Here is a 25,777-nt window from a genome sequence, read left to right as displayed (position 1 = left end):
CTTCCTCATCCGCTCGCGCCGGTGTGTGCCGGTTTCCTCTTGGCGACGGTCTGGAATGCTCCACCCATGTCTTCCTACCCGCCCGCCTCCGCCGAGCAGGCCATCGACCAGCCGGCCCGGGTCCAGCTCGAGGTGTTCATCGAGGAGCACCGCAGCGCGCTCAACGGCTGCTTGGACGGCCTCACGGAGGAGCAGGCACGCCGGTCGTTGGTGGCCTCCCAGACCACGCTGCTGGGTCTGGTGAAGCACGCGACCTTCGTCGAGAGGGTCTGGTTCGACGAAGCCATCACGTGCCGGCCGCGCGCGGAGATCGGCATCCCCGCGACGCCAGATGAGTCGTTCATCCTCGATGACGACGACACGATCGCCAGCGTCCAGCACGCACACCGCGAAGCCTGCGAGGCATCACGCCGCGCGGTGTCATCCCTGGATCTGGATGACCTCCTGCGTGGGAATCGGCGGGGCCCACTTCCGCTGCGGTGGGTCTATTTCCACGTCCTGCGCGAGCTCGCCCAGCACTGCGGGCACGCCGACATTCTGCGAGAGCAGCTCGTCAACGAATAGCGCCCGGACGGTCCGCACGGGGTCACCCTCGGGTCAGGCCGAGGGTGGCGGCAAGGCGGGCCACGTCGGCGGCGGCGGGGCCGTCGCGGAACACGGCGGTCAGCACCGTACGGGCGGCGGGGCGGAGCCGGGTTTCGGCGGGGGCGATCCGGTCGGCGGTCAGCAGGGCGCGGCCGGCGGCGCGGGGGTCGGCGGCATCGAGGTGTACGCGGGCCATGCCGATCAGGTGGGCCGCCCGCTGCTCGGCGGGGAGCCGCTGCCAGTCGTCCTGGCCGGTGGCGCGCGTGTGGATGGTGATGGCCTGAGGGGCGTCGCCCAGTTCGGCGGTGACCAGGGCGCGGGCCAGCTCGACCACGAGCGGGCCGTACCCGATGTCGTCGGTGTCGTGGGCCTCGGCGGGCCGGGCCGCCTGGGGCTCGGCGGGCCCGGTGGCCGGGGCTTCGGCGAGGCGGGTGGCGTGGGCGAGGAGGTCGCGGGCGGCGGCGTGGTCGCGGTAGGTGGCAGCGGCGAGGGCGGCCTCGACCAGCAGCGTGCCGGCGAGGGCACGGTGGCGCGGCGGATGATCGACGGTGGGTGGCGGGCTCAGTCGGCGCGCGGCGACGGTGGCGGCGGTCATCGCCAGCCGGCTCTGGCCGAGGGCGCGCAGCGCCTGCGCGAGGGGGACCGCTGCGAGGGCCGCGCGGCGGGGATCGCCTGCGGCGGCGGCCATCGCCCGGTCGGCGGCGAGCCAGGCCAAACTGGGTTCGCCGAGCTTGACGAGAAGCTGCGCGGCGAGCCGGTAGGCACCGACCAGCAACTCGGCGGCGCCCGCCGCGCCGGGCGCACCACCCGCCTCGCCGGCCCGCCGGGCGTCGCCGAGCAGGTCCGGCAGCATCCGCAACACCTGGTGGTGGTCGGCGTGCCGGTACGCCGTCCAGGCGTACGCCACCTGACGCTCGATCTCGCCGAGGGGCGGCGGCGGTCGCCAGTCGGGATCGCCGGGCTCCGCAACGTGGTAGGAGGCCAGCGCCGCCCGCATCCGGGCGATGGCCTCGGGTACGGCGGCGGCCGGCTCCCCGCGTCGGGTTCCCTTGCCCAACAGCACTTCCGGGGTGACGCCGAGCACCCCGGCCACCGTCTCGATGACGGAGAGTCGGTCGAGGGTGCGTAGGCCACGTTCGACCTTGTCCACCCAGCTCTTCGACCTGCCGACCCGGCTGGCGAAGATCTGCTGGGTCATGCCGCGCCGTGCCCGCAGCCGCGCGATCCGCCGCCCGACCGGCAGTTCCGCGCCGCCGCGCTGGTTGCGCCCGGTCACCGCTCCCCCAGGTGGTGCATGGCCTCGGTGGACGCGCCGCAGCGCGGACACCACCGCGACTTGACCCGGAAGGCCAGGAGCCCGAGCAGGAACCCGGGGACCAGACCCCCGAACACGAGTGGTACGACTTCGTCGATCACGATGACTTTCACCTTCTGGCAAGGCGAGGCGGGGACTACCCCGTCTCGGCTCTTAGTGGAAAGGGCTGTCGCCCCGCCAGAGCAAGTTAGCGCACTAGCTTGAGAGAAGTAAAGAGAGTGATTGCGCTTACTTATCGGTCATGAAGACTCGCCTCGTTTGCTGTCCCTCGGGTGCCATGGTCGACTTGAAGCAAGCAGGTGCTTCCACTCGAAGGGGTTGTCCATGCCCGACAAGGAACCGCCCAACTACCAGCGCGTCGTAGACGACCTGCGCTGGCGGATCCTCTCTGGCGAACTGGCCCCCGGCGACAAGCTGCCCACAGAGAAGGACCTCCAGGAGAGCTGGGGTTTCTCGACCACGATCGTCAAGCACGCCCTCACGCTGCTCCGCAGCGAAGGACTCATCGAGGGCCGGCGCGGCTCCGGCAACTACGTACGAGACCGAACCCAGCTCGTGCGCCGCGCCCACTCCCGCGACCTGCGCAGGCGCATCGGCAGCACGTCACCGTTCGCCCGGGACAGTGAAGCCGCAGGCAAGCAACCGAGCTGGGAGTCGGAGAGCAAGAAGGTCGCCGCAACGCCCCGCACCGCCGAACGGCTCAGAATCCAGCCCGGCGACCTGGTCATGCACACCAGGTACCGCTACCTGGCCGACGGGGCCCCGATCCAGCTCGCCCACTCGTACGAGCCCTTGGCCATCACCGGCGGCACGCCGGTCGAGCACCCCGAGCAAGGGCCGATCATCGGCGTCGTCGCCCGCATGGACTCCATCGGCGTCGCCATCGACCGATTCGTGGAAGAGGTCACCACCCGACCGGCAATGCCGGAAGAGGCCGACGCCCTCGAACTCGACCGACGCGGCGGCAGGTGGGTGATCGCGGTGGAGCGCACCTACTATGCCGGGCAGACCCCGGTGGAGGCCGCCGACATCGTGTTCCCCGGTGACCGTTACCGGCTCGTCTACGAGATGCCCGTCGACCCGTGGTCACCACCCGACGCGACCGACGTGCCCTGACAGTCAGGCAGGGCAGGACCGGAGCCCCGTGTGGTTGAAATTGGAGTGAACCAAGGTCGGCCTGGAACTGCCCTGGTCCCCGGCCGGAGCCTTGCAGGCCGCCGTGGTGGTGAACGAACCTGAGAACATGATGCAGCGACGGATGTTCCTCGCTCTGCTCGGTTCCGCACTGACCTCGCCGGCCCATGAATGGCTGATCACCCAGCCGCCGCAGAGCGTCGCCTCGGCCACCGGCCGGCCGATCTCCGGGGGCGTCGTCGACCACTTCGACGCCGTGACGGCCAGCCTGCGGCGCATGGACGACCACCTTGGCAGCGGGCAGGCCCTCGGCCTGGTACGTCAACGCGTGGGGCGGGGGCCAACTTTGACGTCCTCCTACTAATGAGTCTCTGCCGACTGCTAGTCGGCCTACCGGGTCCGTTTGCCGAGAAGGTTAGCTCAGATTTGGCGCGAGCAGAATGAGTATTTCATGAAGTACGAATCTTACCTTCGTCATCTGCGTATCGACAGCGAACGCCTCGCTGCTCTCGCGGCCGATTTCCCGGATCGTCGGGTCCCGACTTGTCCGGGCTGGAACGTACTCGGCGTCGTCCGACACCTAGCCGAGGTCTACGAACATAAGATCCTCTGTATGGAGTTGGGTAGAGATCCCGTCGACGGGGAGCGGTCTCCGGTGCCGGAGACCGTCTCAGAGGTGCTGGCGCGATATCTCGATGAACGTGATGCTTTGTTCACGCTGCTCTCATCTCGTAATCCGAATGACATGTCATACACCTGGTTTCCGCCGGATCAGTCCGTTGGATTCTGGTACCGACGGATGGCTCACGAGACGGTGATCCACCGCGTCGACGTTGAACTCGCCTGCGGTCGGAAAACCCCGCTGGATCCGGGTTTGGCGACTGATGGCATAGCCGAGCTTCTCGGATTCCTTACACACTCCACCGATCGGCCGCCTCGGCAAGGCTGTCCCCATCGGACAGTGGAATTGCGTTCTGGTGGTCAGTCATGGTACGTCTCGCTTCGAGAACGCGATGTGCAGCGTCCGGCTGGTACTCCAGTGATTGACGCGTGCCTCGAAGGCGAGCCGGAGGATCTACTGCTCGCTCTTTGGGGACGGCATCCGCTCGACTCGGCCCCCATACGCGTGACGGGTGACGCCTCCACGATCGCCGAGCTTCAGATCCGGCTCCGCGAGGAGACCTGAGTCAGGAAGCCGGTCAGGCGGTAAGCCGCTGTTGTGCCCTCCTCGTAGCGTGGAGGCCTGTAGGGGCTCTCTAGTTCCCATGTGCCGTTAACCAGGCACGGCCGCACCGGGCCCTGAACCTGTCACCGCTACGCCCACCGGCCACCGTCATCGACCTTGCCAAGCAGCGCCGGATACGGCGAACACCGATCCTCGACGGGCTTATCAACGAGTACGAACGAGCCGCGTAGATCCTCAAGAAGCAGCACGGTAGTTGTCAAGTCAAACTGAGACGGTTTGTTCCTGTTGGGTCGGCTGGTTGATCCAGGCATGGTCGGGCAGCTTCGGTGCGCGCGGCCGGCGATTGAGGTGATCTCAACAAGATTCCGGTAGCCACCCGTATTCGAAGTGGGTGAGGTGGAGGGCGGCGCGGACGATGTCGCCGGTTCGGCGAGGGCTGGCGGTGGTGTGTCGTAGCGTTCGCCATAGGCCGAGCAGGATCGCGAAGCCGCGTTCTCCGAGGCATCGCATCGAGCGAAGTGTGCTGTTGTAGACGCGGTGGTCGATCGCGAGGCGCCTGCCGTCGGTGGGCTGCTTGTACGGGGTGTGGATGCCCAGGCCAGCGCCGTCCTAGCCGGAGTCGGCCAGGGTCGGTAACCGCAGTTCGGAGGCCGCCCAGTACAAGGCTCCCGTGATGTTCAGGTGTTGGGCGCAGGTCAGGTCGTGCAGGTGTCCGGGCATCGCGTCCGAGGTCCAGATCGGTAGCCCGTCCGGGCGCATGACGGCCTGGACGTTCGCGCCGAAGTCGCGGTGTTTGCCGGAGTGCCAGGCGTCGATCGTCTGCCTTTCACGCTGGTGGTCGTCTCGGCCAGTCGGTCGGTGTCGAACAGCTTCCCGTCGAGGATCACGTGCGGCCATCCCTGGTCGGCGACGCGTCGTAACGCGTCGTGCTAAGCGGACGCTGCCCCTGGTTGCGCGACCCACCCGGCGATGAGCGCAAGTCCGGAGTGGCGGTGCCTGGCCACGAACGCGAATGGCCGGTCCAGCAGCAGCCGCACCTGCAGTGAGCGCTTCGACGGTGGCGCGCCGGTGTACTGGATCCCGATCGCGGTCGCCACGACCGCCTCGAACCCTTCCACGGTGAACGACGCGGTCAGGTCTTGTGCTGCCGCGCCGACGCCCAACGGGAGGTCACTCATGCCTGGTCGTAGAGCACCCCGACGGCGCCGGCCGGCAGGCTGTCTCGCCAGCGGGCTTTCAAATCCAGCTCCAGGCGGGCGCGGCCCGCAGGCCGGGCGTCGATCGCAGCAGCCCGACCAGTGCCGCCGCTGTGGACGCAGCGTCGTCGGTTGACACCCCCGTCGTCGCCGTCAACTCGTCGCGGCCTGGACCGTCGGCGGCCGGGGCCAGATAGGCAAGCAGTGGCCACACCCCGGCCCCGGACACCGCAACCGAGGCTTCGGAGCCGAGCGTGTCCACCCACCGACGCGTCAGTGCGTTCGCGCCCGCCACCGCTTTGTCGATCACGGTGACACCGTGCGCCTTTAGGGCAACGCCCGGCGCTGCCCGCCTCGCTGCTTCAGTCCGCCTCGCTGACCGTGACGCCACGCGCTCGCAGCTGCGCGATCTGGTGCTCGGGCAGTACGGCGAGCGGGGTGATTTTCAGCTCGCGCAGGTTGCGCAGCGCCTCTACGCCTGCCAGCGATCGAATGCGGAACTCGTCGGACTCGCCGTCCCACTGCTGCCACACCATGTGCGCCGTGAGGTGCCCACCCCCGAGCCAGCTGAGGGATTCGACGGTGTCGAGCGCCGCCTGGGGTATCACGACCGTCATCAGCCGGGCCAGGTTGCCTTCGTCGAACTCGAATTCGTCGAAGAAGTACATCGGCGGCAGCTCGACCGAGCCCATCAATCTATCGAGCACTGCCAGTTTCAGGATTGGATCACTGAATGGTGCCGCCGCCTTGACCGGGTCTGGCAGGAAGTTGTCCACCTGGACTCCGCGCGCGGCCAGCGCCGCGAGCACCTTGTGGCCCGCTGGGTGCAGCACGGCCGCACAGCCGATGTGCACCCGCTTGAGCTGATCGCAGGCCAGCAGCGGGGTCAGGTCCGCGTCCGGCGGCACACCGACCCACAGCAGCTCCAGCGCAGGCAACGCGGTGAGCGGTCCGAGATCACTGACCTCGGACTCGAGCAGGTTCAGGGTGCGCAGGCCAGGAAAGCCCTCGATGCCGGTCAGCGACCGGATCGTGCCGTCGGCGCCGTCCGGCAGCGCGTCCCACAGATCCGCCTCGTCGGTCCAGGACGCCTGATCTGCGTCCGCCAGGACTTCCAACGCGAGCACCTCGGCATACCGGGCTTTGAGCTCCTCGACCGGACGTTCGCGGATCTTGGCGACCGCGTCGTTGAGATAGTCGGCCTCAAGCAGTGCCAAGTGCAGGCAGGGATCCACGCAGGCAACCTACCTGACCGTTTGGGCTGCCTCCCGCCGGAGGCGCGTGCCTCAGACGAGCCGGGAACGGACGAGCTTGACCTGACGCGAGACATGGACCCAGCCCGCGTCGAAGTCGATGGCGTCAACGCCAAGGCCAAGAATCTCCCCCTGCCGCAACCCGCAGCCGGCAGCCGGCAGCCAGGTCGACCATCGCGCGATACCGCTGGGCGAGGCCACCGCGGATTGCCGAAACCTGGTCGTACCGCCACGGCACTACCCGGCGCTGAACCGGTCGCGGCGGCGTGACCGACGTTGCCGAACAGGGGTTCTTGGCAATCCGTCCGTCGTCGACCGCCGCGCCGAGGATGGTCCGCAGGTGCGCGAAGACGACGGCCCGGGTTGCCGGAGCCAGCCTGCCGACCATCCCGGCGTCCCACTCCCGGATGTGGCCCGGCTTGATCGATGCCAGTTGCCGAGAGCCGAAGAACGGCAGCAGGTGCTTCCGTACCCGGAACTCCGTGCTCTCCCGGGTCGACTCGTCGAACGAGCGCGTCCGTAGCCAGGTTTCGGCGTACTCGGCGAAGGCCATCCGGCCGGCGACCGGGCCGAGGTAGGAGCCCGGAGCTTGTCCGTCTCGCTCGAGACAAGGAATGCCTCAGCGTCCCGCTTGGCCCGATCAGGAAACGACTGGCTACGCTCCCGGCCATCCGGTCCGATGTCGCGGACGCGGTACCGCAGGCCCTTACCGAACCGCTCGGACTTCACCCGCTCCGTACGGCCGCCAGGATGCCGGAGGACGTTGTACCAACGATCATTTACATGTGCCATCAGGCCGCCGCCGCCTGCTCACGGAACCACGACCGGACCGCTTCCGGCTCGTACAGCAGGTGCCGACCGACCCGCACCCCTTTGACCAGGGGCGGAACCTCGCGAAGGCCGCTGCAGGCCGCCGCCAGGCCGTCAGGCGTCGCAGGTACGGCGATTGCATGTCGTCGGTTGTCACACGGACGGGTCCCAGGCGGCGAGCTGATCGAAGATACGACGGGCGCCTTCGAACTTCAGCGAATCCAGCGGTATGCGGCCGTAGAAGAACAGGACCAGGTCGCTTGCCGTACCCCGGGCGGAGGCATCGGCCGTTTCGGTGTCCTCGCCGGCAGCGGGCGTGAAGCGGGCGACCTGTGCCCCGTCGTGGGAAAGCCGAAGGCGCCAGGAGTGGCCCTCGGTGGCGTGGTAATCGACGATGGCAGGGTCGTGTGGCCAGGCGACCGTGGTTGCGCAGAGGGTGAACTGGCAGTCATCAAAACCGTCGAGGGCGACCTCCTCCGACAGCGGCTGCGGGGCACCCACCGTGAGCTGGGCATCGTAGGTGTACACCGCGATCTCGGGGACCTGTCGCCGCGCCCAAGCACCAGAGGTTTGCGGTGACGGCGAGTCATCCCACCACGTCCAACAACTGCGATCCGGACCGGCTTCACGCAGCGCGCTCGTCAGTTGCTCGATGGATTCGGTCCACCAGGCCAGCAGTGCCTCGCGTTCGCGAGGCGCACCCATGCCGTCGTCCCAAGCTGACTTCGCCGGGGGCGCGTCTGCCGGCCCTGCGGCGACGATAGCGGCTGATTTGCGGCGGCCCATGCCCGCTTGCTGCACGAGATCGAACAGCGTCCGTTCGGGATGGGTCGGCACCTGCAGGCCGAGGCTGGGTGCTGCGGCGAGCGCAGCGCGGAAGGCGGCCGACCGTTCGTTGATCAGCCGCAGATGATCAGAGAACGTGAGAGTCCTGTGCATCCGGCTTTCTACCACTGTGCTCCGACGACCGGACAGCGAATTTCGCAGCCCACGCGGGGGCCGCCCCGGCACTGATACATGTCGGCCTGATCGCGTGGCTGGGGCTTCCGGCTACCGCGCCAGTCCAACCCCGGGATCGGCTTGCCACCGGGTCGCGGCACCAGTTCCACCGGAAGGACGTGCCCGCCGTCTCCCCGCAGCCACCAGCCCCGACCAGCACCCCGGCGGTCTGCCGCTACCCGGTCCCGCCGTGGACAGCGAGGTCGTCGCCGCTGAATACGACACAGTCCAGGATGCCGGCCAAGACTGCCCGCTGAACGGGTGTCAGGGCGTTCACGAAGATCGCGGCATCGACGTCCCCCTGTCGGCAGGCATCGGCGATCTCCCGGACCTTGCCGTGTGTCAGCAGCGTCCGGCGAGAGAAGGACCGCGACATCCGGGCGGCCCCACCGGGACGTTCCTTCCACCGGTCGGAGACACCCCGGCGTTGAACGTATCGACCCACCACCCGACCACCACGCGCCTCGACTACGGCGGCAAGCTCGTCGAGCCGGACCTCGTAATCCCTTTCCTTGGCCGAGAACAGACCGACGACTACGACATCAGCGCCGTTGAGCGGGTCATCGAGGCTCCGGTACTGCTTCACCCCGACATGATGGCCTTCACCACGCCCCCGAGCTACTGCCTTCTGGACCGTTCCCACCAGAGCGTTCGCCCGGGACAGCCTGAAAAAGGCTCATAGAACCAGCTCAGAGCGTTGACCAGGTCTCTGAGCTGGTGGGCGACGGACGAGTCGACCTGTACGCCGGATTTTGTGCCCGGCGCGTACCCCTCGCGGGGTGCGCGCCAGCGGCGGCCATCCATCTAGGCCTGCCGTCGCCGGCAGGCTCGTGCGGCCTACCCGCAGACTCGGGCGGGCAGCCCTCAAGCGTCTGCGCTGGGTCGCCATCTTGCGATGACGACCCATTTTGGCCTTGCTCCGGGTGGGGTTTACCTAGCCATCCCGGTCACCCGGGATGCTGGTGGGCTCTTACCCCACCGTTTCACCCTTACCGTCCCCGTTAAGGGTCGGCGGTCTGTTTTCTGTGGCACTGTCCCGCGGGTCGCCCCGGGTTGCCGTTAACAACCACCCTGCCCTGTGGAGTCCGGACGTTCCTCGGCGACAGGCCGAAGCCCGTCAACGCGACCGCCCGGTCGACTCGTCCGTCGCACTTCCCATCCTAACGACGTGGCATCCGCGTCTATTGCCCCACCCTATGAGAGGGGTGACGCCTCTCAGCGGATGCCGATCGTCACGACGCCCAGCGCCGCGTACGCCGGCCGGGGTAGGCGGCACGTGCCGACCGGAGCCGACTACCCGGCCGGCCCGGTCGAGCGCCCTCAGGCTGACCTGCGTCCCCACCGGCAGGGTGAGCTGCGCGGCTCCGTCGCGTACCGAAGCGGTTGTCTGGACGGGCAAAGGGTGAGTCTGCGGTGGCGCGGATCCTTCCGGGGCGTACTAGCCTCGGGGTTCATGGATCTCCCCCACGCCGCGCTCCTGGTCACCGCCGGTCTCGCCGCGGGCACGGTGAACGCGGTGGCCGGGGGCGGCTCGCTGATCACCTTCCCGGCCCTGATCGCGATCGGGCTCCCGCCGGTGCCGGCGAACGTCAGCAACTCGGTCTCGGTCTTCCCCGGGTACCTGGCCAGCGTGGCGGGCAGCCGGGCAGACCTGCCGCGCGGGCGGTCGCTGTGGCTGCTGCTGCCCACCACGGTCGCGGGCACGATCGTCGGGTGCCTGCTGCTGCTGGCCACCCCGGCGCGGGCATTCGAGCTGGTGGTGCCGTTCCTGGTGCTGGGGGCCACCGCGGTGCTCGCGTTCCAGGGTCCGCTACGCCGTCTCGTCGGGCACCCGGCCGACCTGGCGCCGCGCCGTCGTACCGTCACGGTGCAGGCCATGGTCGCGGTCGGCGCGGTGTACGGCGGCTACTTCGGCGCGGCGCTGGGGGTGATGTTGGTGGCCGGCCTGGCCCTGGTGCTGGACGCGACGCTGGCCCGGGTGTCGGCGGTCAAGAATCTACTCTCGGGCGTGGTCGGGCTGACCACGCTGGTGGTGTTCGCGCTGTTCGGGCCGGTGAACTGGGCGGCCGTCGCGGTGGTCGCCCCGGCAACCCTGGTCGGCGGGTACGCGGGCGCCCGGCTGGCCCGCCGGCTCCCGCCGGTGGTGTTGAAGGCGCTGATCGTGGTGTTCGGCACCGCCATCGGGCTGTACCTGCTCTGGCGCGCGCTGCGCTGAACCGCCCCCCCGCCGCCCCGGGGTGCGCCGGGGTGCGAGTTGTTAGGAAGGGCACCTTATACAACAGAATGCGTTAACAAGGTGCCCTTCCTTACTCGCCGTCAGGCGACCGGTTCCGGGGTGGCGTCGGTGCCCCGGCGGGGGCCGGGGGTGACGCGCGGGTCGCCCTCGTCGGCGAAGTAGTCGCCGGGGGTGGTGCCGTCGGTGCCGTCGGCCACCTTCCCGGCCCGCAGGGCCAGGGTGACCAGCGCGGCGACGACCAGATTCGCCAGCACGGCCACGATGCCGACGTAGATCGTCTTCGTGGTGTCGAAGCCGAACTCGCTCAGCGGGAACGCGGAGCCGGCGAAGTGCTTCTTGCCGGTGGCCGGGTTACCGATCTGGTAGAGCATCCACATGCCCAGGCCCATGCCGGCCGCCCAGCCGGCGATCAGGGCGCCCCGGTGGAACCAGCGGGTGTAGAGGCCCAGGGCCACCGCCGGCAGCGTCTGGAGGATGATCACGCCGCCGATGAGCTGAAGGTCGATGGAGAACTGCGGGTCGAGGAAGACGATGCAGGCCACCGCGCCGACCTTCACCACCAGCGAGGTGATCTTCGAGACGTTCGCCTCCTGCGCCGGGGTGGCGTCCCGCTTCAGGTACTCCTTGTAGATGTTGCGGGTGAACAGGTTCGCCGCCGCGATCGACATGATCGCCGCCGGCACCAGCGCCCCGATGCCGATGGCCGCGTACGCGACCCCGGCGAACCAGTCCGGGAACTGCTGGTCGAAGAGCACCGGCACGATGGTGTTCACATCGGAACTGCCGGCCGTCGACCCCGGCAGCGGCTTCACCCCGGCCGCGATCGCCATGAAGCCGAGCAGCGCGATCAACCCCAACACCAGGCTGTACGCCGGCAGCGCCGACATGTTCCGCTTGATCACGTCCCGGTTCCGGCTGGCCAGCACACCGGTGATGCTGTGCGGGTACAGGAACAGCGCCAGCGCCGAACCGAACGCCAGGGTGATGTACTGGAGCTGGTTGTTGGCGTTGAGCAGGATGCCGTCGTTCGGGTTCGGCGACGCCGCGAACTTGGCCTCGGCGGCGTCGAAGATGCTGCCCCAGCCGCCCAGCTTCTGCGGCAGCCAGATCACCGCCACCAGGATCACGATGTAGATCAGGGCGTCCTTGACGAAGGCGATCAGCGCCGGCGCACGCAGCCCCGACTGGTACGTGTACGCGGCCAGGATCGCGAACGCGATGATGATCGGCAGGTGTCGGGCCACCGCGTTGTCGCCGGTCACCCCCATCGTCTTGAGTACCGCCTCGATGCCGACGAGCTGCAACGCGATGTACGGCATGGTGGCCACGATGCCGGTGATCGCCACGATCAGCGCCAGCACCGGCGAGTCGAATCGACTGCGGACGAAGTCAGCCGGGGTGACGAAGCCGTGCCGGTGCGAGACCGACCAGAGCCGGCAGAGCACCAGGAAGACCAGCGGGTAGATAATGATCGTGTACGGCACGGCGAAGAAGCCCATCGCGCCGGCACCGAACATCAGCGCCGGCACCGCCACAAAGGTGTACGCGGTGTAGAGGTCGCCGCCGACGAGGAACCAGGTGATCCAGCCGCCGAAGCTGCGCCCGCCCAGTCCCCACTCGTCGAGGTGGGCCATGTCCTTCGGGGCGCGCCACCGGGCGGCCACGAAGCCCATGACGCTGACCAGCAGGAACAGCGCCGAGAAGACGATGATCTCGGTGAGGTGGTCGCGCCACATCAGCGGCCACCCCGCTTCTTCGTCAGCTGGTACACCAGCGTGGTGGTGGCCACGCCGAGCAGGATGTAGGCCAGTTGTAGCCAGTAGAAGCGCGGGAAACCAAGCACACGCGGCGCGTCGGCGTTGAACAACGCCGGGATCAGCGGCACCACGATCGGGATGAACAACAACCAGTTCCAGGGGCTGTGGTCCTTCGCCCTGGACGACGCCGAGCCGGGCGTCTCCGGTTCGGGTGCAGCCATCCGACACACCTCCGGGAATTCGCATCTCGTCATGTGACGGCCGGAGGTTACGACCCCGTGCCGCCCATCACCTCCCATCGGCGGCGGACAATGCGCCAAGCGGCCCCCCACCTGCGCCCAACGGCCCCACCCCTCCACCCACCCGTTCCTCACCCCCGCCCGCACCCCGCACCCCGCCCGCACCCCCCGTGTCCCCGCAAATACCCGGAAAGAGTGGCCATTCGCCGAGGAATGGCCACTCTTTCCGTGTATTTGCGCCCGGTGGGGTGGGGTTTAGAGGGGGGTCAGGTGGGCGGTGTCGTTGATCGAGCGGACCGCGATGCCGCCGTCGGGCCAGCGGTCCAGCACGGAGATGCCAGCCGCGTCGAGGTAGAGCCGGTGCAGGAACGCGTCTTCGGCGGCGAGGGCCTCCCGCAGCACCAGCTTGATCGGCGAGACGTGGGTGACCACCACCACGGTCTCCCCGGGGTACGCCTCGAGCAGCGCGTCCGTGGCCCGGGCCACCCGGGCGGCGACCTCGGTGAACGACTCCCCGTCGGGCGGGGCGAGCCGGGTCGAGGCGAGCCAGGCGTCCAACTCCCCCGGCCAGCCGGCACGCACCTCGGCGAAGGTGTGCCCCTCCCATGCGCCGAAGTCGCACTCGATCAGGTCGTCCACCGTGCGCACCGGGACGTCACCGATGGCCCTGGCGATCGCCCGTGCGGTAGCCGTACACCGGGCCAGGGGCGAGCTGACGACGGCCGCGACGGTCGGGGCGAGGGCGGCCACCCGGGCGGCCGTGGCCCGCGCCTGGGTCCGGCCCCGCGCGGAGAGCGGTACGTCGCCGCGGCCGGAGTAGCGGCGCTGCGCGGTGAACTCGGTCTCGCCGTGCCGGACCAGGATCAGTCGGGTGGCGGTGTCGCTGGGCCGCGACTCCCAGGACGCGGGGGTGGTGGCCGGGTCGGAACCGGCGCCCCGGGTGGCGGCGCGGGCGGCGGCCTCGCGGGCCAGCGCCCGGGCGGGCGAGTCCGGGGCGGCCACCTCGCGCGGGGATTCGACGCCCTGAGAAGGCTCGACGGCACGAGAAAGTCCGGCGGCGCGAGAAGGCTCGACGGCGCGGGGCGGGGCGGAGGCGCGGGGCGGCTTGCCGGCGGCGGCGTCCATGGCGGCGTTGGCGAGGGCGTCGGCGTGCCGGTTGCGCTCCCGGGGGATCCACTGGAAGCGCACCGCGGCGAACCGGCCGACCAGGGCCGCCGCCTGCGCGGCGAGCGGGCGCAGGCCCGGGTGCTTGATCTGCCAGCGGCCGCACATCTGCTCGACCACCAGCTTGGAGTCCATCCGGGCGTCGACCTCGGCCGCGCCCAGTTCGGCGGCGGCCTCCAGGCCGGCGATCAACCCCCGGTACTCGGCGACGTTGTTGGTCGCCGTGCCGATCGCCTCGGACCGCTCGGCCAGCACCTCGCCGCTGGCCAGGTCCCGGATCACCGCGCCGTAGCCGGCCGGACCGGGGTTGCCCCGGGACCCACCGTCGGCCTCGAGGACGACCGTGCGCACCGCCATCGGGGCTACAGCCCCGACTCGTTGGTGCGGACCATGATCCGGCGGCACTCCTCGCAGCGGACCACTTCGTCCGGCGCGGCCTTGCGGATGCGGGCCATGTCGGCGCCGTAGAGCTCCAGCCGGCAGCCGCCGCAGCGGGCGCCGGTCAGCAGCGCCGCACCGAGGCCGGTGTCCTCGCGGATCTTGTCGTAGAGGGTGACCAGGTCGGCCGGCAGGTCGCCGGCGAGGGGCTGGCGGGAGGTCCGTTTGAACTCCTCCTCCTTGGCGATCGTGGCGAGGGCCTCGTCGCGGCGCTGCTCGGCCGCCGCGCGTCGCTCGCGTGCCTCGGTCGCGCGCCGCTCGATGTCGTCGAGGACGCCCTGGGCGGTCTCCCGCTGCTCCATGAACTCCAGCTCGGCGTCCTCCAGGTCGCTCTGCCGACGGTTGAGCGAGACGAGTTCGTGCTGGAGCGCCTCCAGCTCACGGGCCGGGCCGGTGCCGGCGGTCAGCCGGGCCTCGTCCTTGCTCTTGCGGGCCCGGACCTGCTCGACGTCCTTCTCCAGCCGGGTGATGTCCCGGTCCAGGTCGTCGACGGCCACCTGGGCCCGGACCCGCTCGTCCTCCAGCGCGGACAGTTCCCGGGCCAGGGCCTCCAGCTCGGCCCGCTCGGGCAGGATCCGGCGGCGGTGGGCGAGCTGGGCGAGGGCGGTGTCGATCGCCTGAAGGTCGAGCAGGCGGCGCTGGACCTTGGGGTCAGCCTTCACGGTCGGGGCTCCTTGTCGTCCGCGGCGGGTGCGGGGTCGGGGTCGGCGGTGGGTGCCGGGGCGGAGGCGGGCGCGGTGCCGGAGGCGGGCGCGGGTGCCGGGGCGGAGGCGGAAGTGGTGCCGGCGGCGGTGGCGGGTGCCCGGTCGGAGTGGAGCGCGGCGGCGTGCACCGTCCACGGGTCGGTGTCCAGATCCGAAACCGTGGTCTCGACACCCAGCTCGGCCCGCAGTACGGCGGCCAGATCGTCCAGCCAGGGTCGTTCGGTCGCCCAGTGGGCGGCGTCCAGCAGTGCGGGGCCGCCTGCGGCGAGGTGCTCGCCGGCGGGGTGGTGCCGCAGGTCAGCGGTGAGGTAGGCGTCGACCCCGGCCGCGGTCGCCGCGCCGAGGAAGCCGTCCCCCGAGCCGCCGCTGACCGCAAGGGTACGCACCATCAGCTCGGGGTCGCCAGCGGCGCGGACGCCCCAGGCGGTGGCAGGCAGCACGGCGGCGGCGTGCCGGGTCAGCTCGGCGAGGGTCATCGGGCGGGGCAGCTCGCCGATCCGGCCGATGCCCCGGCCCGCGCCGGCGGCCGGCGCGTTCGGGGCCGGGGGGTGCAGCGGGCGCAGCCCGGTGAGCCCGAAGCAGGCCGCCAGGGCGTCGGAGACCCCGGGGTCGGCCACGTCGGCATTGGTGTGCGCCACGTACAGCGCCACGTCCGCCTTGATCAGTTGGTGGACGATCCGCCCCTTGTACGTCGTCGGGGCGACCGAGGAGACACCGCGCAGCAACAGCGGATGGTGGGCGACGATCATGTCCGCCCCGGCGGCGAGGGCCTCGGCGACCGTCTCGGGGACGACGTCGACGACGCAGGCCACCCGGTGCACCGTGGCGGTGGGCTCACCGAGCACCAGCCCGACCCGGTCCCACTCCTCCGCCCAGGACGGCGGGTAGCGCCGCTCCAGCGTCGCCACCACGTCGGCCACCGTCGGCGGTGTCGCTGTTGTGCTCACGGCGGGCCACTCTACCGGCGCGGCCGGTACGCCCGGGGCGCGGCCGTTGTAAGGGGCCCCTTGCACAACGGCATCCGTCAACAAGGGGCCCCTGCTTCTCGTCAGGCGGCGGGGGTGACCGGGCAGCGCCGGTCGCGGAGCGCGGCCAGGCCGGCGCCCCAGGGGAACGCGTGCAGGTTTCGCTCGCCGGTGCCGGGTGGGTGCAGCGGGACGACGTGGTCGCCGAAGACCACGTGCACCCCCCATGCGGCGAGGCGGGTCAGGCTGTCCCGGAAGGCCGGGTGGACGGCCATCGCGGCGTTGGTGAACGGCACCGCCACGATCGGCACGCCCCTGCCCTGCGCCTCGACCAGCAGGCCGAGGGCGAGGGTGTCGGTGATCCCGACCGCCCACTTGTTGACCGTGTTCACCGTGGCCGGGCAGACGATCATCGCGTCGGCCGGCGGCAGCACGTCCGGATCGCCCGGGTTCTTGTAGCGGCTGCGGACCGGATGGCCGGTCTGCCGGGCCAGCGCCGGCCGGTCGACGAACTTCGCGCCGTCCGGCGTGGTGATCACGCAGACCTCCCAGCCCTCTCGCTGGGCCAGCTCGACGAGTCGGCCGACGTGACCGGCCAGCGGCGACCCGCAGGCGACGACGTGGAGCACCCCGTGGCGCTCGCTGTTGCGGTACGGGCCGTTCGTGCCGACCCCTGCCGCGCTCATACTCCCACTCCCATGTGCTCAGCCAACTCCGCAATCGGCGCAGGCGGCGCACCCCGTGTGCGACGTAGGACGTCGGACATCACCTCATGGGCGATCGGGCGGCAGCGGATCTCCGAGGGCGCGAGCCGGTCGCCGCGCAGCAGCATCTCCCCGGCGGTGGCCACGTCGCCGATCTGGGCCATGCCCCGGGCGATGTCGAGCAGGTGGTGGGCCCGGCGCTCGGGCAGCAGGGCGTTGAAGGAGGGCTCGGCGATGCGTCGGCGGTGCACCTCCACCGCCCGCCCGCCGTCGCCCAGTTCCACCGCGGCGGCGGCCCGGTGCAGCTCGACGTTCGTCGGGCCGAAGGAGGTCCAGTAGTGGTTGTGGTCGCCGCCGAGCAGGACGGCCACCTCCCCGGCTCCGTTGATCAGGTCGTCGACGGTCGAGGGGTCGCCGAGCCGGGCCGCGGCCATCGCGCCCTGCAGCAGCAACATCCCGTAGACGGAGAGCCGCTCGGGGCTGGCGTCGTTGAGGCCGCCGGGGGCCAGCCGGTTGGCGATGTTGACGTTGAGTTCGAGCGCGGGGCGGAACCGGCCCATGGCGACCATCGCGTTGCAGACCCGGGTGGTGGCGATCCCGGCCAGCAGTGGGTCGTCGGCCCGCTGGGCGACCGCCATCGACCGGTCGGCGGCCAGCCAGGCCAGGTCGCACTCGCCAAGCTTGCGCAGCACCGAGGAGGCGATCTGGTACACCTGGCCGAGCAGGTGGGCCGCCTCCCGGGACTGGTCGCCGCCGTGCCCCGCATCGGCCGCCTGGGCGTCGCGCAGCAGCTTCGGCAGCGCCCGGATGAGTATCCCGTAGCGGCCGTACTGGTAGGTGAGCCAGGCGTGGTTGACCGCCTTGCGCATGTCCGCCAGCGGCGGCGGGAGCGGGGCCGCGTCGAAGTAGGCGCTCATCGAGTCGTACCGCTCCAGGGCTGCCCGGATCTCCTGAATCTCGACCTGGTCGATGCAGTTCAGCGCATCGGTACGCCGCTCCGGGTCCTTGCCGAGCAGGAGTTGCACGTCGATCTGGAGGATGTCGGCGATTTCGTAGAGGACGGAGAACTTGTCCAGCCGGCGCACCCCGCGCTCGACCTTGTCCACCCAGCTCTTGGACTTGCCGAGCCGGTCGGCGAAGACCTGTTGGGACATCTTGCGCCGCCCGCGCCAGTACGCCACCCGCCGGCCGATGGGTAATTCGTCCATCTCCCCATTCCTCCCCTTGCCGGAGCCGGTCGGTCTCGGCGGTGACCGCGCGGACGGAGCCGTGGTCCGTTCGTCTTCAGGTTTTCGCTGGTCGCACAGCAGGTACGTCGGCCGTGCGGACAGTCCTCATAGCTTTCGTGCAAGTTGCACCAACTGTTTGTTCAGGTCAACGACGCCGGGTTATGGCAGTGACGGCGCTCAGCCGACCTGACACCTACCGGTCCGGACGAGAGGAGTTCGTACGAATGTGGAGGAACGTCGGGCCGCGGGTCGCGCAATTGTCGCCCCTGGAACGGGTCCGGATGCGCCGGGTCGCCGTCCGCTACGCCACGCACGGCTGGGAAGTGACCCCGGGCGCCTGTCTGGCCCGCAGCCGCTTCGTGTGCGGCCGGGCGGGCTGCCCCACCGTCGGCTGCCACCCCGCCCTGGAGGAGTGGGAGCGGGCGGCCACCACGGACGCCGCGCGGGTAGCAACGTGGTGGCGCAGCCGCCCGCACGGAGTGCTGCTGCCCACCGGACGGGCGTTCGACGTCCTGGAGGTGCCGACCCAACTCGGGCGGGGCGTCCTCGACGCGGTGGCGACGCACCCGGCCGGGTTCGGGGTCCGCGGCCCGGTGCTGGTGACCCCGACCGGGCGGTGGATGTTCCTGGTCCGCCCCGGTGATCCGTTGCGCCCCGAGCTGGAGCACTGCTTCCATGTGGTCCGGCATGGCGTCGGCTCGTGGATCCCGGCGCCGCCGACCCGGCTGCCGGAGGGCGCGGTCCGTTGGGCGGTTGCCCCGGAACAGACACGCTGGCAACTCCCGGACTCCTACCTGGTGCAGAACGCGTTGATCGACGCACTGCGCGCCACCGGCGTGACGCTCGCCCCCGAGGTGCTCCCCGGTCACCTGCCGCTGCCCCGCCGCGGCTGGTGACCGGGCCCGCCCCGTCGGCCCGGAGCGATCGGGCAGCGGTGTCGGGGAGCCGACGAGGGCCGGCTAGCGTCCCGGCGGCCCAGGGCGTCGTTGACCCGGACGAGGGGGCGACAACGCCCCGAGCGGGGGTGTGATGTCCAGCAGGGATGACGCGGCACGCCGACCCGACGGCGCGGAACCGCCGCCGCACCAACGACACGGGCACCGCTGGCCGCCCACCCGCCCGTCCGGCTCGCGCCCCGGCCGACCCCGGCCCGCGGGCTCCCATCCGGCCGGCAGCCGCCGCCCCGCCCGCTGACCCCTGACTCCCGGCGCGATCCTGCGTAGACCACCCGGGCAGGGTGGGGCAAAAGACACGTTCCGGCGCCACGATCGCATGGTCACCGCACACCGCCGGGCCCACGGCCGTCAGTCGGCGAGCGGGAGGCGGGTGGAGTGCAGGCAGCGCCCGCCGTCCGTGATCACCGCGTGCGGATGGTCGGGGAGGCCGTCGAGCCAGCCGATGCCGGCCACCCCCATCGCCACCGCCGCCGTGGCGTACGCGTCGGCGACCCCGAGGTCCCGGCCGACCACGGTGACCGAGCGCAGGCCGGTGGCCGGGGCGCCCCGGCGCGGGTCGAGCACGTGGTGCCCGCGCTCGTAGACGCCGGAGGTCGCCACGGCCAGGTCGGTGCCGGTGAGCACCAGGCAGGTCGACATCGCGTCCCACGGGTGCCGCACGCCGATCCGCCACGGCCGGCCGGTCGCCGAGCACCCACGCACGCGAACGTCCCCGCCGGCGTTCAGGCAGTGGTTCGTCGCGCCGGCGGCGATCAGCCGGTCCGAGGCGACCTGCGCGGCCCAGCCCTTCACGTAGCCGGACGGATCCAACTGCCCGGTGGCGTACGCGTCGAAGAAGCCGTCCGTGTCGCCCCACAGATCGGCGCAGCGCTCCAGGACGGCCCGCAACTGCGCCGATGCCTCCGACAGCAGCACCTCGCCCCGGTCGAACCGGCACACCTCGCTGTCGGACCGGTACGTGCTGAACCGCGCGTCCACCTCTCGCAGCCAGCCGAAGACGTCGTCGGCCAGCTCGTGCAGCCGCGCCGGGGGCAGGTCGTCGGCGAGGTCGAGGCTGATCGCCGTACCCATGACCTGCTCGACCCGGCGCAGGCCGGGGCGGATCAGCGACCCGGACATCTCAGCCGGCCCGGTCGATGGCGGCCTGCAACGACTGCCGGTACGAGTTGCTGGTGGCGGTCGCCCCGGAGACCGTGTCCAGGTCGGCGCTCTGCCGCTGCACCACCTGCCCGGAGGTGCCGCTGTACCGGCCCTCGACCTCCTCGTTGCGCCGCTCGGACTGCACGAACTTCTGGGGCAGCTCCAGCGCCACCGCCCTGACGATCCGGTCCCCGGAGACGACGATCTGCACCTGCACGTTGCCGTACTCGTTGGAGACCACCGTGCCGGTCACGGTCCGGGTGGTCGACTTCGGCGGCGCGGCGGTGGTGGTGCGTGGGGCTGAGCTGGGCCGCGCCGTGCTGGGCCGGGCCGAGGCGCTGGTCCGCGAGCCCGGGGCGCGGGTGGCGGTGGCGCGGGGCCTCGGGGTGGCGGCGCCCGTAGTCGGGGCGGCCGACGACGACCCGGTGGCGGAGAGCGACGGGACGGCGGACGACGACGGCGCGGCGGGCAGATTCTGGGCGACCTGGCTGGCCTGCGGAGAGCCCTTGAGCACCACCAGCGCGGTGGTGCCGGCCGCGAGGCCGGTGATCGCGAGCAGCACGCGACGCATGGTGCAGCCTTTCCTACAGCTCGAAGGTGGTGAGGTGGATCTGTCGGCGGGGCACACCGGCAGCGCGCAGCGCCCGGACAGCCCGCGCGACCAGACCGGGCGGGCCGCACAGGTAGGCGTCCCGGCGGGCCACGTCGGGCACCAGCCGGCGCAGGCCATCGGCGCTCATCAGCTGTCGTGGCCCCGGGTCGTCGCGGGAGCCGATGACGTACCAGACTTCGGTGCCCCGCTCCTCGGCCAGCCAGTCCAGCTCCCGCTGCAACAGCACGTCGGCGGGGGTACGGGCGCGGTAGATCAGCGCCGCGCCGGGCGGCAGCTCCTCCAGCATGGCCCGCAGCGGGGTGATTCCGCTGCCGCCGGCGATCAGCAGGGCCCGCTCCCGGGTCCGGTGGGCGGCGGTGAACGTGCCCGACGGGCCCTCCGCCCAGACCCGGGTGCCCTGCTCCAGGTCACGCAGGTCGGCGGTGTGCCGGCCGACCACCTTGACGGTCAGCCGCAGCCACCGGCCGTTCGCCGCGGCGGAGACGGAGAACGGGTGCGACTGCCACCAGCAGCCAGGGGCGAGGAACCGCCAGCGGAAGTACTGCCCGCCGAGCAGGTCGAGGTGGGCGAGTCGGCCGCCGGTCAGGTAGACCGAGACCGTGTCCGGGCTCTCGGCGACCACGTCGGCCACCCGCAGCCGGTGCCGCAGGTTGAACCGCAGCGGGGCGATCACCCGGCCCCAGAGCACAGCGGCGGCGACCAGCACGTACGCGGTGATCCAGCCGGTGCGCACCGGCCCATGCGGGAAGAGCTGGACGCCGTTGCTGAACTGGTGGGAGAAGCCCAGCAGGAGGATCAGGTAGCTGGTCAGGTGCAGGTGGTGCCAGAGCTCGTAGGGCAGGACGGTGCGGATCGCCCGGATGCTGGTGAGACCGACCAGCACCAGGATCCCGGCGGCGCAGAACGCCGCGACCATGTCCTCGTAGTCGCGCAGCAGCTCGCCGGCCTGGCCGAGCACGGACCGCCGGCCGGAGGCGGCGTAGCCGACCACGATCAGCGACAGGTGGGCCAGCACGGCGACCAGCAGGGTCGCGCCGACGTCGCGGTGCCAGCGGGAGATTCGCTCGCCGGCCAGCCGCCCCAGCACCCCGAGGCGGCTCATCATCAGCACCTGCACCAGCAGCAGGTAGCCGGAGACCAGGCCGATGATCCGGCCGGCGGAGGTCACCGTCGCAGCGGTGGTGTCCAGCGAGCCGGACGGGGTGTCCAGCCACCAGGGCGCCACGGCGGCGAGCAGGCCCACCCAGAACAGGGCGGTCAGGGCCCGTCGGCCGGCCGGCCCGCGCCGGGGCACCGCCGGCGGTGGTACGCGAGCAGCCGACCGGCCGCCGTGCCGGGACTCCGTCCCGGTGCGGCGGCCGGCAGCGTGGGTGTGCTGGTGCGTCACGCGTACAGCTTCATCGGGGTGTACTTCTGCCGGGGGAAGATCTTGTCGACCTCGGCGGTGGTCAGCCCGAACCGGCCCTGGGCGACGGAGCCGTACACGTTGAACATGTTGTTGTACTCGGGCACGTCGCCGGAGTCCAGCTTGTCCAGGCCGTTCCAGGCGCCGAGCACCGAGCCGGCGAGCTTGCGGCCGGAGAGGATGGTGACCACGTTGCCGTGGCCGTGGTCGGTGCCGCCACCGTTGGAGGAGACCCGCCGGCCGAACTCGCTGGACACCATGATCGTCACGTCGTCGGCCCGGTCGCCCAGGTCGGTGAAGAACGCGGCCATCGCGCCGGCCAGCTCGCCCAGCCGCCGGTGCAGCTGACCGCCGGCGCGGGTGCCCTGGTTCTCGTGGGTGTCGTAACCACCCATGCCGACGGTGGCGACCCGGACGTTCGCCCCGCCCTTGATGAGCTGCGCGAGCTGCTGGAACGCGTTCCCGACGCCCTCGTACTTGACGCCCTCGGCCGGCTCGTACGGCTTCGCCGCCAGCTTCTGCGCGGTGGTCAGCGCGCCGAGGCCGTCCTGCACGGCCTCCTGGACCGGGTGGTTGATCCCGGTGAACAGGCCCCGGATCGCCTTCTCGGTGGCGGCCCGGTACTTGTCGTCGCCGTTGAGCCGCAGCGAGCCGACGCTGTTCATGGAGATCGCACCGTTGTTGCCGACCAGCGACCGGGGCAGGGTGCTGCCGATACCGACGCTGCGGAAGGCGGTGCCCTTGCCGAGGTTGTCGACGAGGCTGTCCAGCCAGCCCCGGCCGCCGGTCTCGCTGGGCAGGCCGCCGAGGTTGCAGGCGTCCGCGGCCTGGAAATGGCTGCGGGACAGCCGCTCGTCGGAGGCCGCCGGGACGAAACCGAGCTGGCCGGCCTTGAGCAGGCCCTCCAGCGGCTTGAACGCGCTGGTCAGCTTGAATCCGCGACCGAGGGCCAGGGAGTCGTCGCCGAGCAGCAGGTCGGGGCGGGCCTTGGCCAGCACCGGGTCGTCGGCCGGGGCGACCAGGCTCAGCCCGTCCAGCCCGCCGTAGAGGAAGACGTGGATCAGGGTGCCGGTCTTCGTGGCGGCGAACGAGGCGGAGGTGGTGACGAACTGGGCGGTGGCCAGCGCGGTGGCGGTGGCGGCGGCACCGGCGACGAAGGTACGCCGGGTGACCCCCCGGCCGTCCTGCTGGGCCTCCTCCAGATTCTCCAGCCGGCGATAGCGGTCGGCCTCGGCGGCGTTCTCGGCGGCGACGATGTCGGCCTCCGCCCGCAGCAGCGCCTCGGCCGGGTTCTCGGCCAGCCGCCGCACGTCGGGGCATTCGGGGTGCAGGGGGAACGAGTGCACAGTCTTCTCCATCGGATGCCTCACCGGAGGTGGTGCTGGGGGGACGCGAGGATCGCCCGCGCGACGGCGGCGACGGCCCCGTTGAACGTGGCGTCGACCCTGGTGCTCGCCGAGACCCCGGCGACGTCGAGAATCAGCTCCCGCTCCCGGGCGCTGAGCTTCTGGTGCACCAGGCGCAGGGCCAGCGCGTCCACGTACGCCCCGGCGGTCGCTGGCGGCCTGGCCACCAGTTTCTCCGGCTTGGTGTACGTGAACTGGGTGCGCCCGCCGCCGATCAGCTCGCCGGCCTCGTTCCAGCCGTTGACCATGGTGCCGGCCGAGGTCCAGGCGACGTAGACGTCCGGGTAGCCGTCCGGGGTGGGCTGGCCCATCGGGTACTGGCCCAGCGCACGCATCTTGTCCTGGACCTGCCGTAGTCCCTGGGCGAACGCGGTGCGCTTGCTGTCGCCCTGCATGAATGCGGGCGCCGCCTGCGGGGAGACGCCGAGGGTCCGGTACGTGGCGACCAGGTACTCCATCGGTCGGCGTACCTTCTGCCCGACGGACGCCCAGAACTCCGAGGAGCTGAAGAGCGTCATCAGCATCGGCTTGATCATGCCCTTGTTCGCCGCGTACGTCTTGGCGAGCCGGTCCACCAGGGACTTCGGCGGGGTGTCCGAGACGAACCGGGTGGCCAGGCTCTGCGCGACGTACTTCGCCGTCGACGGGTGCAACGCGATGTACGCGATGTACGCGTCGATGGCCGCGTCGGCCTTCTTCGGGTCGTCGGAGTTGTTCGGGTGGGTGAAGTTGAGGATCTTCACCTTGCCCAGGTAGTGCCGATCGGCGCGGAAGACGTACTTGCCGTCGTTGACGCCCCGGCCGGTCTGCAGCAGGGCGGCCTGCCGCACGTCCTTCTCGGTGTAGCCGCCGTCGACGCCCACCGAGTACAGCTCCAGGTTCTCCCGGGCCAGGTTCTCGTTGACCGCGTCGGCACGGGAGTCGTTCTGGCTCAGGTAGAGCAGCAGCGCGGGGTGCTTGTTCGCGGCGACCAGCATCTCCGGGTAGCTGCCCAGCGCGTGCTTGCGCACCACGTCGGTGTCGAACGAGGACCGGTACACCTCGCCGCCGTCGAAGTCGGCGGCGACGTGCAGGAAGTCGTTCCAGAAGTCGACCATCACCTCGAGGAGCTGACGCTCCGACCAGATCTGCCGGGCGATGGTGGCGTCGACCAGCTCCCGCTCCGGCTGGGCGCCCCGCTCGTTGAGCGCCTCGCGCTGGGCGCGCAGCTGCTGCGGGTTGAGCTTGAGGGTGGGCAGGTCGGCGAGCTTCAGCTCCGCCGCGCCGGGAGCGATCTTGTCGGGCTCCAGCTGCTGACGGATCCACCCGTCGATGCCGAGCCGCCTGATGTCGGCGAGCACCTTCGGGTTGGCCCCGAAGGTCGCCCGGCTGGCCAGGTGCCGCACCGGGTCCTTGGCGAGCACGGTCTTCACCGTCACCTGGGTGGCCTCGGCAGCGGCGGCCGGGCCGGAGAAGGTACGGCCCCCGGTGGGGCTGTTCTTCTTCAGCGCCGTCCCGGCCCGGGAGCCCATGTAGCTCTCGTTCTGCTCGGTGTAGGTGCGCACCGTGCTCGGCTGCTGGCCGCTGGGACGAGCGGGGGTGCCGTCGGTGACCGTGGTGCCGGTGGCGTCGCCGGCCGGGGCGTCACCACCGCCGAAGAGCCCGCGTACCTGCGGGGTCATGGCCAGGGCCGCGCCGCCGGCGACCACTGCGGCGGTGCCACCGAGGGCCGCGAGGGCGCGCCGCCGGCCCACCCGGCGGCCCGGGTCGTTGTCGTCGTCCAGATTGGGCAGTCCGTAGCCGGGCGTGGCGGCCTGGGCCGGCCGGCCGAGGCCTTCCGGGCCGACCCACTGGGGGCCGCGGCGGGCCGGCGCGGGGCCGGCGGCGGGCGCGTACCCGGGGTACGGGGTCGCCGGGACGGGCTGACCGCCGGGGTACGGGTGGTTCGGCTGGTGGCCGGTCGGGCCATTGGGGGCGGACGTGTCGTGGTCGGGGTAACCGTCCGGGGTGGGGTGCTGTCGTCCGTCCCAGCCACGGTCGTCCCGCGGGCGACGTGGTGGCACATTCTGGTCGGCCATGTACCAATCCCGTTTTCGTCGAGCGCCGGCACGGCTGTGCCCGGGGGTGGGGCGGTGCGGCGACTACTGCCTGAGGCGTTGCTACGGGAAGGTAACCGGGGCGTGGAGAGCCTTCAAGGTGCCCGAAACCGCCCATCGACGGCACTTAAGACGGGGCTCAACGGTTCACCCGGGCGGCTGCGTATCGGTCGGTGCCGGTGGGGTTGCCCCGAGCAGCGCGAACCCGTGCCGACCCGGCCCCGGCGCGAGGTTTCGCCGCGTCCCGGCCCCGCGCACGTCCTTTGAC

27 protein-coding genes and 1 other RNA gene are annotated in these 25,777 nt (G+C 71.1%); 6 read left to right on the top strand and 22 right to left on the bottom strand.

Going from position 1 to position 25,777, the window contains the following annotated elements; genetic code table 11:
• Positions 1 to 66: 66 nt before the first annotated feature.
• Positions 67 to 564 carry a DinB family protein gene (locus SNR22_RS13395; RefSeq protein WP_320066852.1) on the top strand — a complete coding sequence of 166 codons (498 nt, stop codon included), beginning with the start codon at positions 67 to 69 and terminating at the stop codon, positions 562 to 564.
• 22 nt (positions 565 to 586) lie between these two features.
• Here the strand turns inward: SNR22_RS13395 and SNR22_RS13390 are convergent, their stop codons facing one another.
• Entirely contained in the window at positions 587 to 1,861 is a 1,275-nt protein-coding gene (locus SNR22_RS13390) for a helix-turn-helix domain-containing protein (RefSeq protein ID WP_320066851.1), read from the bottom strand.
• A complete protein-coding gene (locus SNR22_RS13385; protein ID WP_320066850.1) occupies positions 1,858 to 2,001 on the bottom strand; it encodes a hypothetical protein in 144 nt (47 codons plus the stop codon). The genes SNR22_RS13390 and SNR22_RS13385 overlap by 4 nt, the downstream gene beginning before the upstream one ends.
• Before the next feature lie 223 nt (positions 2,002 to 2,224).
• On the opposite strand from SNR22_RS13385, the gene SNR22_RS13380 reads away from it, so the two are divergent.
• From SNR22_RS13380 to SNR22_RS13370, 3 genes are all read left to right on the top strand, one after another.
• Complete coding sequence (locus tag SNR22_RS13380) at positions 2,225 to 3,016, top strand: GntR family transcriptional regulator (protein ID WP_320066849.1); 792 nt, start codon at positions 2,225 to 2,227, stop codon at positions 3,014 to 3,016.
• Between the two features lie 127 nt (positions 3,017 to 3,143).
• On the top strand, positions 3,144 to 3,398 hold the full coding sequence (locus SNR22_RS13375) for a hypothetical protein (protein ID WP_320066848.1): 255 nt from the start codon (positions 3,144 to 3,146) through the stop codon (positions 3,396 to 3,398).
• An 87-nt stretch (positions 3,399 to 3,485) separates the two neighbouring features.
• On the top strand, positions 3,486 to 4,220 hold the full coding sequence (locus tag SNR22_RS13370) for a maleylpyruvate isomerase family mycothiol-dependent enzyme (protein WP_320066847.1): 735 nt from the start codon (positions 3,486 to 3,488) through the stop codon (positions 4,218 to 4,220).
• A gap of 609 nt (positions 4,221 to 4,829) precedes the next feature.
• On the opposite strand, the gene SNR22_RS13365 is transcribed toward SNR22_RS13370, so the two are convergent.
• The 8 genes from SNR22_RS13365 to rnpB all read right to left on the bottom strand — a co-directional run bounded on the left by SNR22_RS13365 (position 4,830) and on the right by rnpB (position 9,620).
• Positions 4,830 to 4,979 (bottom strand): hypothetical protein, encoded by a 150-nt coding sequence (locus SNR22_RS13365; protein WP_320066846.1) that lies wholly within the window; start codon positions 4,977 to 4,979, stop codon positions 4,830 to 4,832.
• Between the two features lie 170 nt (positions 4,980 to 5,149).
• The gene (locus SNR22_RS13360; protein ID WP_320066845.1) at positions 5,150 to 5,398 is read right to left on the bottom strand and encodes a hypothetical protein; all 249 of its coding nucleotides are present in this window, start codon (positions 5,396 to 5,398) and stop codon (positions 5,150 to 5,152) included.
• A gap of 58 nt (positions 5,399 to 5,456) precedes the next feature.
• On the bottom strand, positions 5,457 to 5,726 hold the full coding sequence (locus SNR22_RS13355; RefSeq protein ID WP_320066844.1) for a hypothetical protein: 270 nt from the start codon (positions 5,724 to 5,726) through the stop codon (positions 5,457 to 5,459).
• A 52-nt stretch (positions 5,727 to 5,778) separates the two neighbouring features.
• Positions 5,779 to 6,651: a DUF6892 domain-containing protein gene (locus SNR22_RS13350; RefSeq protein WP_320066843.1), complete on the bottom strand. Its 873-nt coding sequence runs from the start codon at positions 6,649 to 6,651 to the stop codon at positions 5,779 to 5,781.
• Between the two features lie 124 nt (positions 6,652 to 6,775).
• Positions 6,776 to 7,222: an N-terminal phage integrase SAM-like domain-containing protein gene (locus SNR22_RS13345; RefSeq protein ID WP_320066842.1), complete on the bottom strand. Its 447-nt coding sequence runs from the start codon at positions 7,220 to 7,222 to the stop codon at positions 6,776 to 6,778.
• 410 nt (positions 7,223 to 7,632) lie between these two features.
• The gene (locus SNR22_RS13340) at positions 7,633 to 8,418 is read right to left on the bottom strand and encodes a maleylpyruvate isomerase N-terminal domain-containing protein (protein ID WP_320066841.1); all 786 of its coding nucleotides are present in this window, start codon (positions 8,416 to 8,418) and stop codon (positions 7,633 to 7,635) included.
• A gap of 235 nt (positions 8,419 to 8,653) precedes the next feature.
• Positions 8,654 to 9,064: a hypothetical protein gene (locus tag SNR22_RS13335; protein WP_320066840.1), complete on the bottom strand. Its 411-nt coding sequence runs from the start codon at positions 9,062 to 9,064 to the stop codon at positions 8,654 to 8,656.
• A gap of 139 nt (positions 9,065 to 9,203) precedes the next feature.
• Positions 9,204 to 9,620: RNase P RNA component class A (rnpB, locus tag SNR22_RS13330), an RNA gene on the bottom strand.
• Positions 9,621 to 9,931: 311 nt separating this feature from the next.
• Between rnpB and SNR22_RS13325 the strand changes: the two genes are divergently transcribed.
• Positions 9,932 to 10,693, top strand: a complete 762-nt coding sequence (locus tag SNR22_RS13325; RefSeq protein WP_320066839.1) for a sulfite exporter TauE/SafE family protein — start codon at positions 9,932 to 9,934, stop codon at positions 10,691 to 10,693.
• A 101-nt stretch (positions 10,694 to 10,794) separates the two neighbouring features.
• Here the strand turns inward: SNR22_RS13325 and mctP are convergent, their stop codons facing one another.
• The 7 genes from mctP to SNR22_RS13290 form a co-directional block, all read right to left on the bottom strand.
• A complete protein-coding gene (gene mctP / locus SNR22_RS13320) occupies positions 10,795 to 12,450 on the bottom strand; it encodes a monocarboxylate uptake permease MctP (RefSeq protein ID WP_320066838.1) in 1,656 nt (551 codons plus the stop codon).
• Entirely contained in the window at positions 12,450 to 12,692 is a 243-nt protein-coding gene (locus SNR22_RS13315; protein WP_320066837.1) for a DUF3311 domain-containing protein, read from the bottom strand. Before SNR22_RS13315 ends, mctP begins: the two co-directional genes overlap by 1 nt.
• A 273-nt stretch (positions 12,693 to 12,965) precedes the next feature.
• Complete coding sequence (locus tag SNR22_RS13310) at positions 12,966 to 14,231, bottom strand: bifunctional RNase H/acid phosphatase (protein ID WP_320066836.1); 1,266 nt, start codon at positions 14,229 to 14,231, stop codon at positions 12,966 to 12,968.
• Positions 14,232 to 14,236: 5 nt separating this feature from the next.
• Positions 14,237 to 14,974 carry a zinc ribbon domain-containing protein gene (locus tag SNR22_RS13305; protein ID WP_320066835.1) on the bottom strand — a complete coding sequence of 246 codons (738 nt, stop codon included), beginning with the start codon at positions 14,972 to 14,974 and terminating at the stop codon, positions 14,237 to 14,239.
• Complete coding sequence (locus SNR22_RS13300) at positions 14,971 to 15,963, bottom strand: Nif3-like dinuclear metal center hexameric protein (RefSeq protein WP_320066834.1); 993 nt, start codon at positions 15,961 to 15,963, stop codon at positions 14,971 to 14,973. The genes SNR22_RS13305 and SNR22_RS13300 overlap by 4 nt, the downstream gene beginning before the upstream one ends.
• A gap of 101 nt (positions 15,964 to 16,064) precedes the next feature.
• Entirely contained in the window at positions 16,065 to 16,667 is a 603-nt protein-coding gene (locus SNR22_RS13295) for a flavoprotein (RefSeq protein ID WP_320066833.1), read from the bottom strand.
• Complete coding sequence (locus SNR22_RS13290; RefSeq protein ID WP_320066832.1) at positions 16,664 to 17,893, bottom strand: helix-turn-helix domain-containing protein; 1,230 nt, start codon at positions 17,891 to 17,893, stop codon at positions 16,664 to 16,666. The genes SNR22_RS13295 and SNR22_RS13290 overlap by 4 nt, the downstream gene beginning before the upstream one ends.
• 245 nt (positions 17,894 to 18,138) lie before the next feature.
• Between SNR22_RS13290 and SNR22_RS13285 the strand changes: the two genes are divergently transcribed.
• The gene (locus tag SNR22_RS13285; RefSeq protein ID WP_320066831.1) at positions 18,139 to 18,810 is read left to right on the top strand and encodes a bifunctional DNA primase/polymerase; all 672 of its coding nucleotides are present in this window, start codon (positions 18,139 to 18,141) and stop codon (positions 18,808 to 18,810) included.
• A 408-nt stretch (positions 18,811 to 19,218) separates the two neighbouring features.
• Here SNR22_RS13285 and SNR22_RS13280 read toward each other — a convergent pair whose 3' ends face one another.
• Genes SNR22_RS13280 through SNR22_RS13260 form a run of 5 tightly spaced genes read right to left on the bottom strand, consistent with a single transcriptional unit; the run spans position 19,219 to position 25,491 of the window.
• Positions 19,219 to 19,941, bottom strand: coding sequence for an FAD:protein FMN transferase (locus SNR22_RS13280; protein ID WP_320066904.1), 723 nt, complete (start codon positions 19,939 to 19,941; stop codon positions 19,219 to 19,221).
• 49 nt (positions 19,942 to 19,990) lie between these two features.
• Entirely contained in the window at positions 19,991 to 20,581 is a 591-nt protein-coding gene (locus SNR22_RS13275; RefSeq protein WP_320066830.1) for an FMN-binding protein, read from the bottom strand.
• Positions 20,582 to 20,594: 13 nt separating this feature from the next.
• The gene (locus SNR22_RS13270) at positions 20,595 to 22,010 is read right to left on the bottom strand and encodes a ferredoxin reductase family protein (RefSeq protein WP_320066829.1); all 1,416 of its coding nucleotides are present in this window, start codon (positions 22,008 to 22,010) and stop codon (positions 20,595 to 20,597) included.
• Positions 22,007 to 23,386, bottom strand: a complete 1,380-nt coding sequence (locus tag SNR22_RS13265; protein ID WP_320066828.1) for a DUF1501 domain-containing protein — start codon at positions 23,384 to 23,386, stop codon at positions 22,007 to 22,009. Before SNR22_RS13265 ends, SNR22_RS13270 begins: the two co-directional genes overlap by 4 nt.
• Positions 23,387 to 23,394: 8 nt before the next feature.
• Positions 23,395 to 25,491 carry a DUF1800 domain-containing protein gene (locus SNR22_RS13260; protein ID WP_320066827.1) on the bottom strand — a complete coding sequence of 699 codons (2,097 nt, stop codon included), beginning with the start codon at positions 25,489 to 25,491 and terminating at the stop codon, positions 23,395 to 23,397.
• Positions 25,492 to 25,777: the final 286 nt, after the last annotated feature.

The sequence above is a fragment of the Micromonospora sp. RTGN7 genome (assembly GCF_033804645.1).
Classification (GTDB): domain Bacteria; phylum Actinomycetota; class Actinomycetes; order Mycobacteriales; family Micromonosporaceae; genus Micromonospora.
This window is presented reverse-complemented; position numbering and strand designations above follow the sequence as displayed.

Bases quoted from the DNA above. Each gene is read 5' to 3' on its own strand.
- SNR22_RS13395 (WP_320066852.1), top strand. From the start codon at position 67: ATGTCTTCCTACCCGCCCGCCTCCGCCGAGCAGGCCATCGACCAGCCG.
- SNR22_RS13380 (WP_320066849.1), top strand. From the start codon at position 2,225: ATGCCCGACAAGGAACCGCCCAACTACCAGCGCGTCGTAGACGACCTG.
- SNR22_RS13375 (WP_320066848.1), top strand. From the start codon at position 3,144: ATGATGCAGCGACGGATGTTCCTCGCTCTGCTCGGTTCCGCACTGACC.
- SNR22_RS13370 (WP_320066847.1), top strand. From the start codon at position 3,486: ATGAAGTACGAATCTTACCTTCGTCATCTGCGTATCGACAGCGAACGC.
- SNR22_RS13365 (WP_320066846.1), bottom strand. From the start codon at position 4,979: ATGCGCCCGGACGGGCTACCGATCTGGACCTCGGACGCGATGCCCGGA.
- SNR22_RS13360 (WP_320066845.1), bottom strand. From the start codon at position 5,398: ATGAGTGACCTCCCGTTGGGCGTCGGCGCGGCAGCACAAGACCTGACC.
- SNR22_RS13345 (WP_320066842.1), bottom strand. From the start codon at position 7,222: ATGGCCTTCGCCGAGTACGCCGAAACCTGGCTACGGACGCGCTCGTTC.
- SNR22_RS13340 (WP_320066841.1), bottom strand. From the start codon at position 8,418: ATGCACAGGACTCTCACGTTCTCTGATCATCTGCGGCTGATCAACGAA.
- SNR22_RS13325 (WP_320066839.1), top strand. From the start codon at position 9,932: ATGGATCTCCCCCACGCCGCGCTCCTGGTCACCGCCGGTCTCGCCGCG.
- mctP (WP_320066838.1), bottom strand. From the start codon at position 12,450: ATGTGGCGCGACCACCTCACCGAGATCATCGTCTTCTCGGCGCTGTTC.
- SNR22_RS13315 (WP_320066837.1), bottom strand. From the start codon at position 12,692: ATGGCTGCACCCGAACCGGAGACGCCCGGCTCGGCGTCGTCCAGGGCG.
- SNR22_RS13310 (WP_320066836.1), bottom strand. From the start codon at position 14,231: ATGGCGGTGCGCACGGTCGTCCTCGAGGCCGACGGTGGGTCCCGGGGC.
- SNR22_RS13295 (WP_320066833.1), bottom strand. From the start codon at position 16,667: ATGAGCGCGGCAGGGGTCGGCACGAACGGCCCGTACCGCAACAGCGAG.
- SNR22_RS13290 (WP_320066832.1), bottom strand. From the start codon at position 17,893: ATGGACGAATTACCCATCGGCCGGCGGGTGGCGTACTGGCGCGGGCGG.
- SNR22_RS13285 (WP_320066831.1), top strand. From the start codon at position 18,139: ATGTGGAGGAACGTCGGGCCGCGGGTCGCGCAATTGTCGCCCCTGGAA.
- SNR22_RS13280 (WP_320066904.1), bottom strand. From the start codon at position 19,941: ATGGGTACGGCGATCAGCCTCGACCTCGCCGACGACCTGCCCCCGGCG.
- SNR22_RS13275 (WP_320066830.1), bottom strand. From the start codon at position 20,581: ATGCGTCGCGTGCTGCTCGCGATCACCGGCCTCGCGGCCGGCACCACC.
- SNR22_RS13265 (WP_320066828.1), bottom strand. From the start codon at position 23,386: ATGGAGAAGACTGTGCACTCGTTCCCCCTGCACCCCGAATGCCCCGAC.
- SNR22_RS13260 (WP_320066827.1), bottom strand. From the start codon at position 25,491: ATGGCCGACCAGAATGTGCCACCACGTCGCCCGCGGGACGACCGTGGC.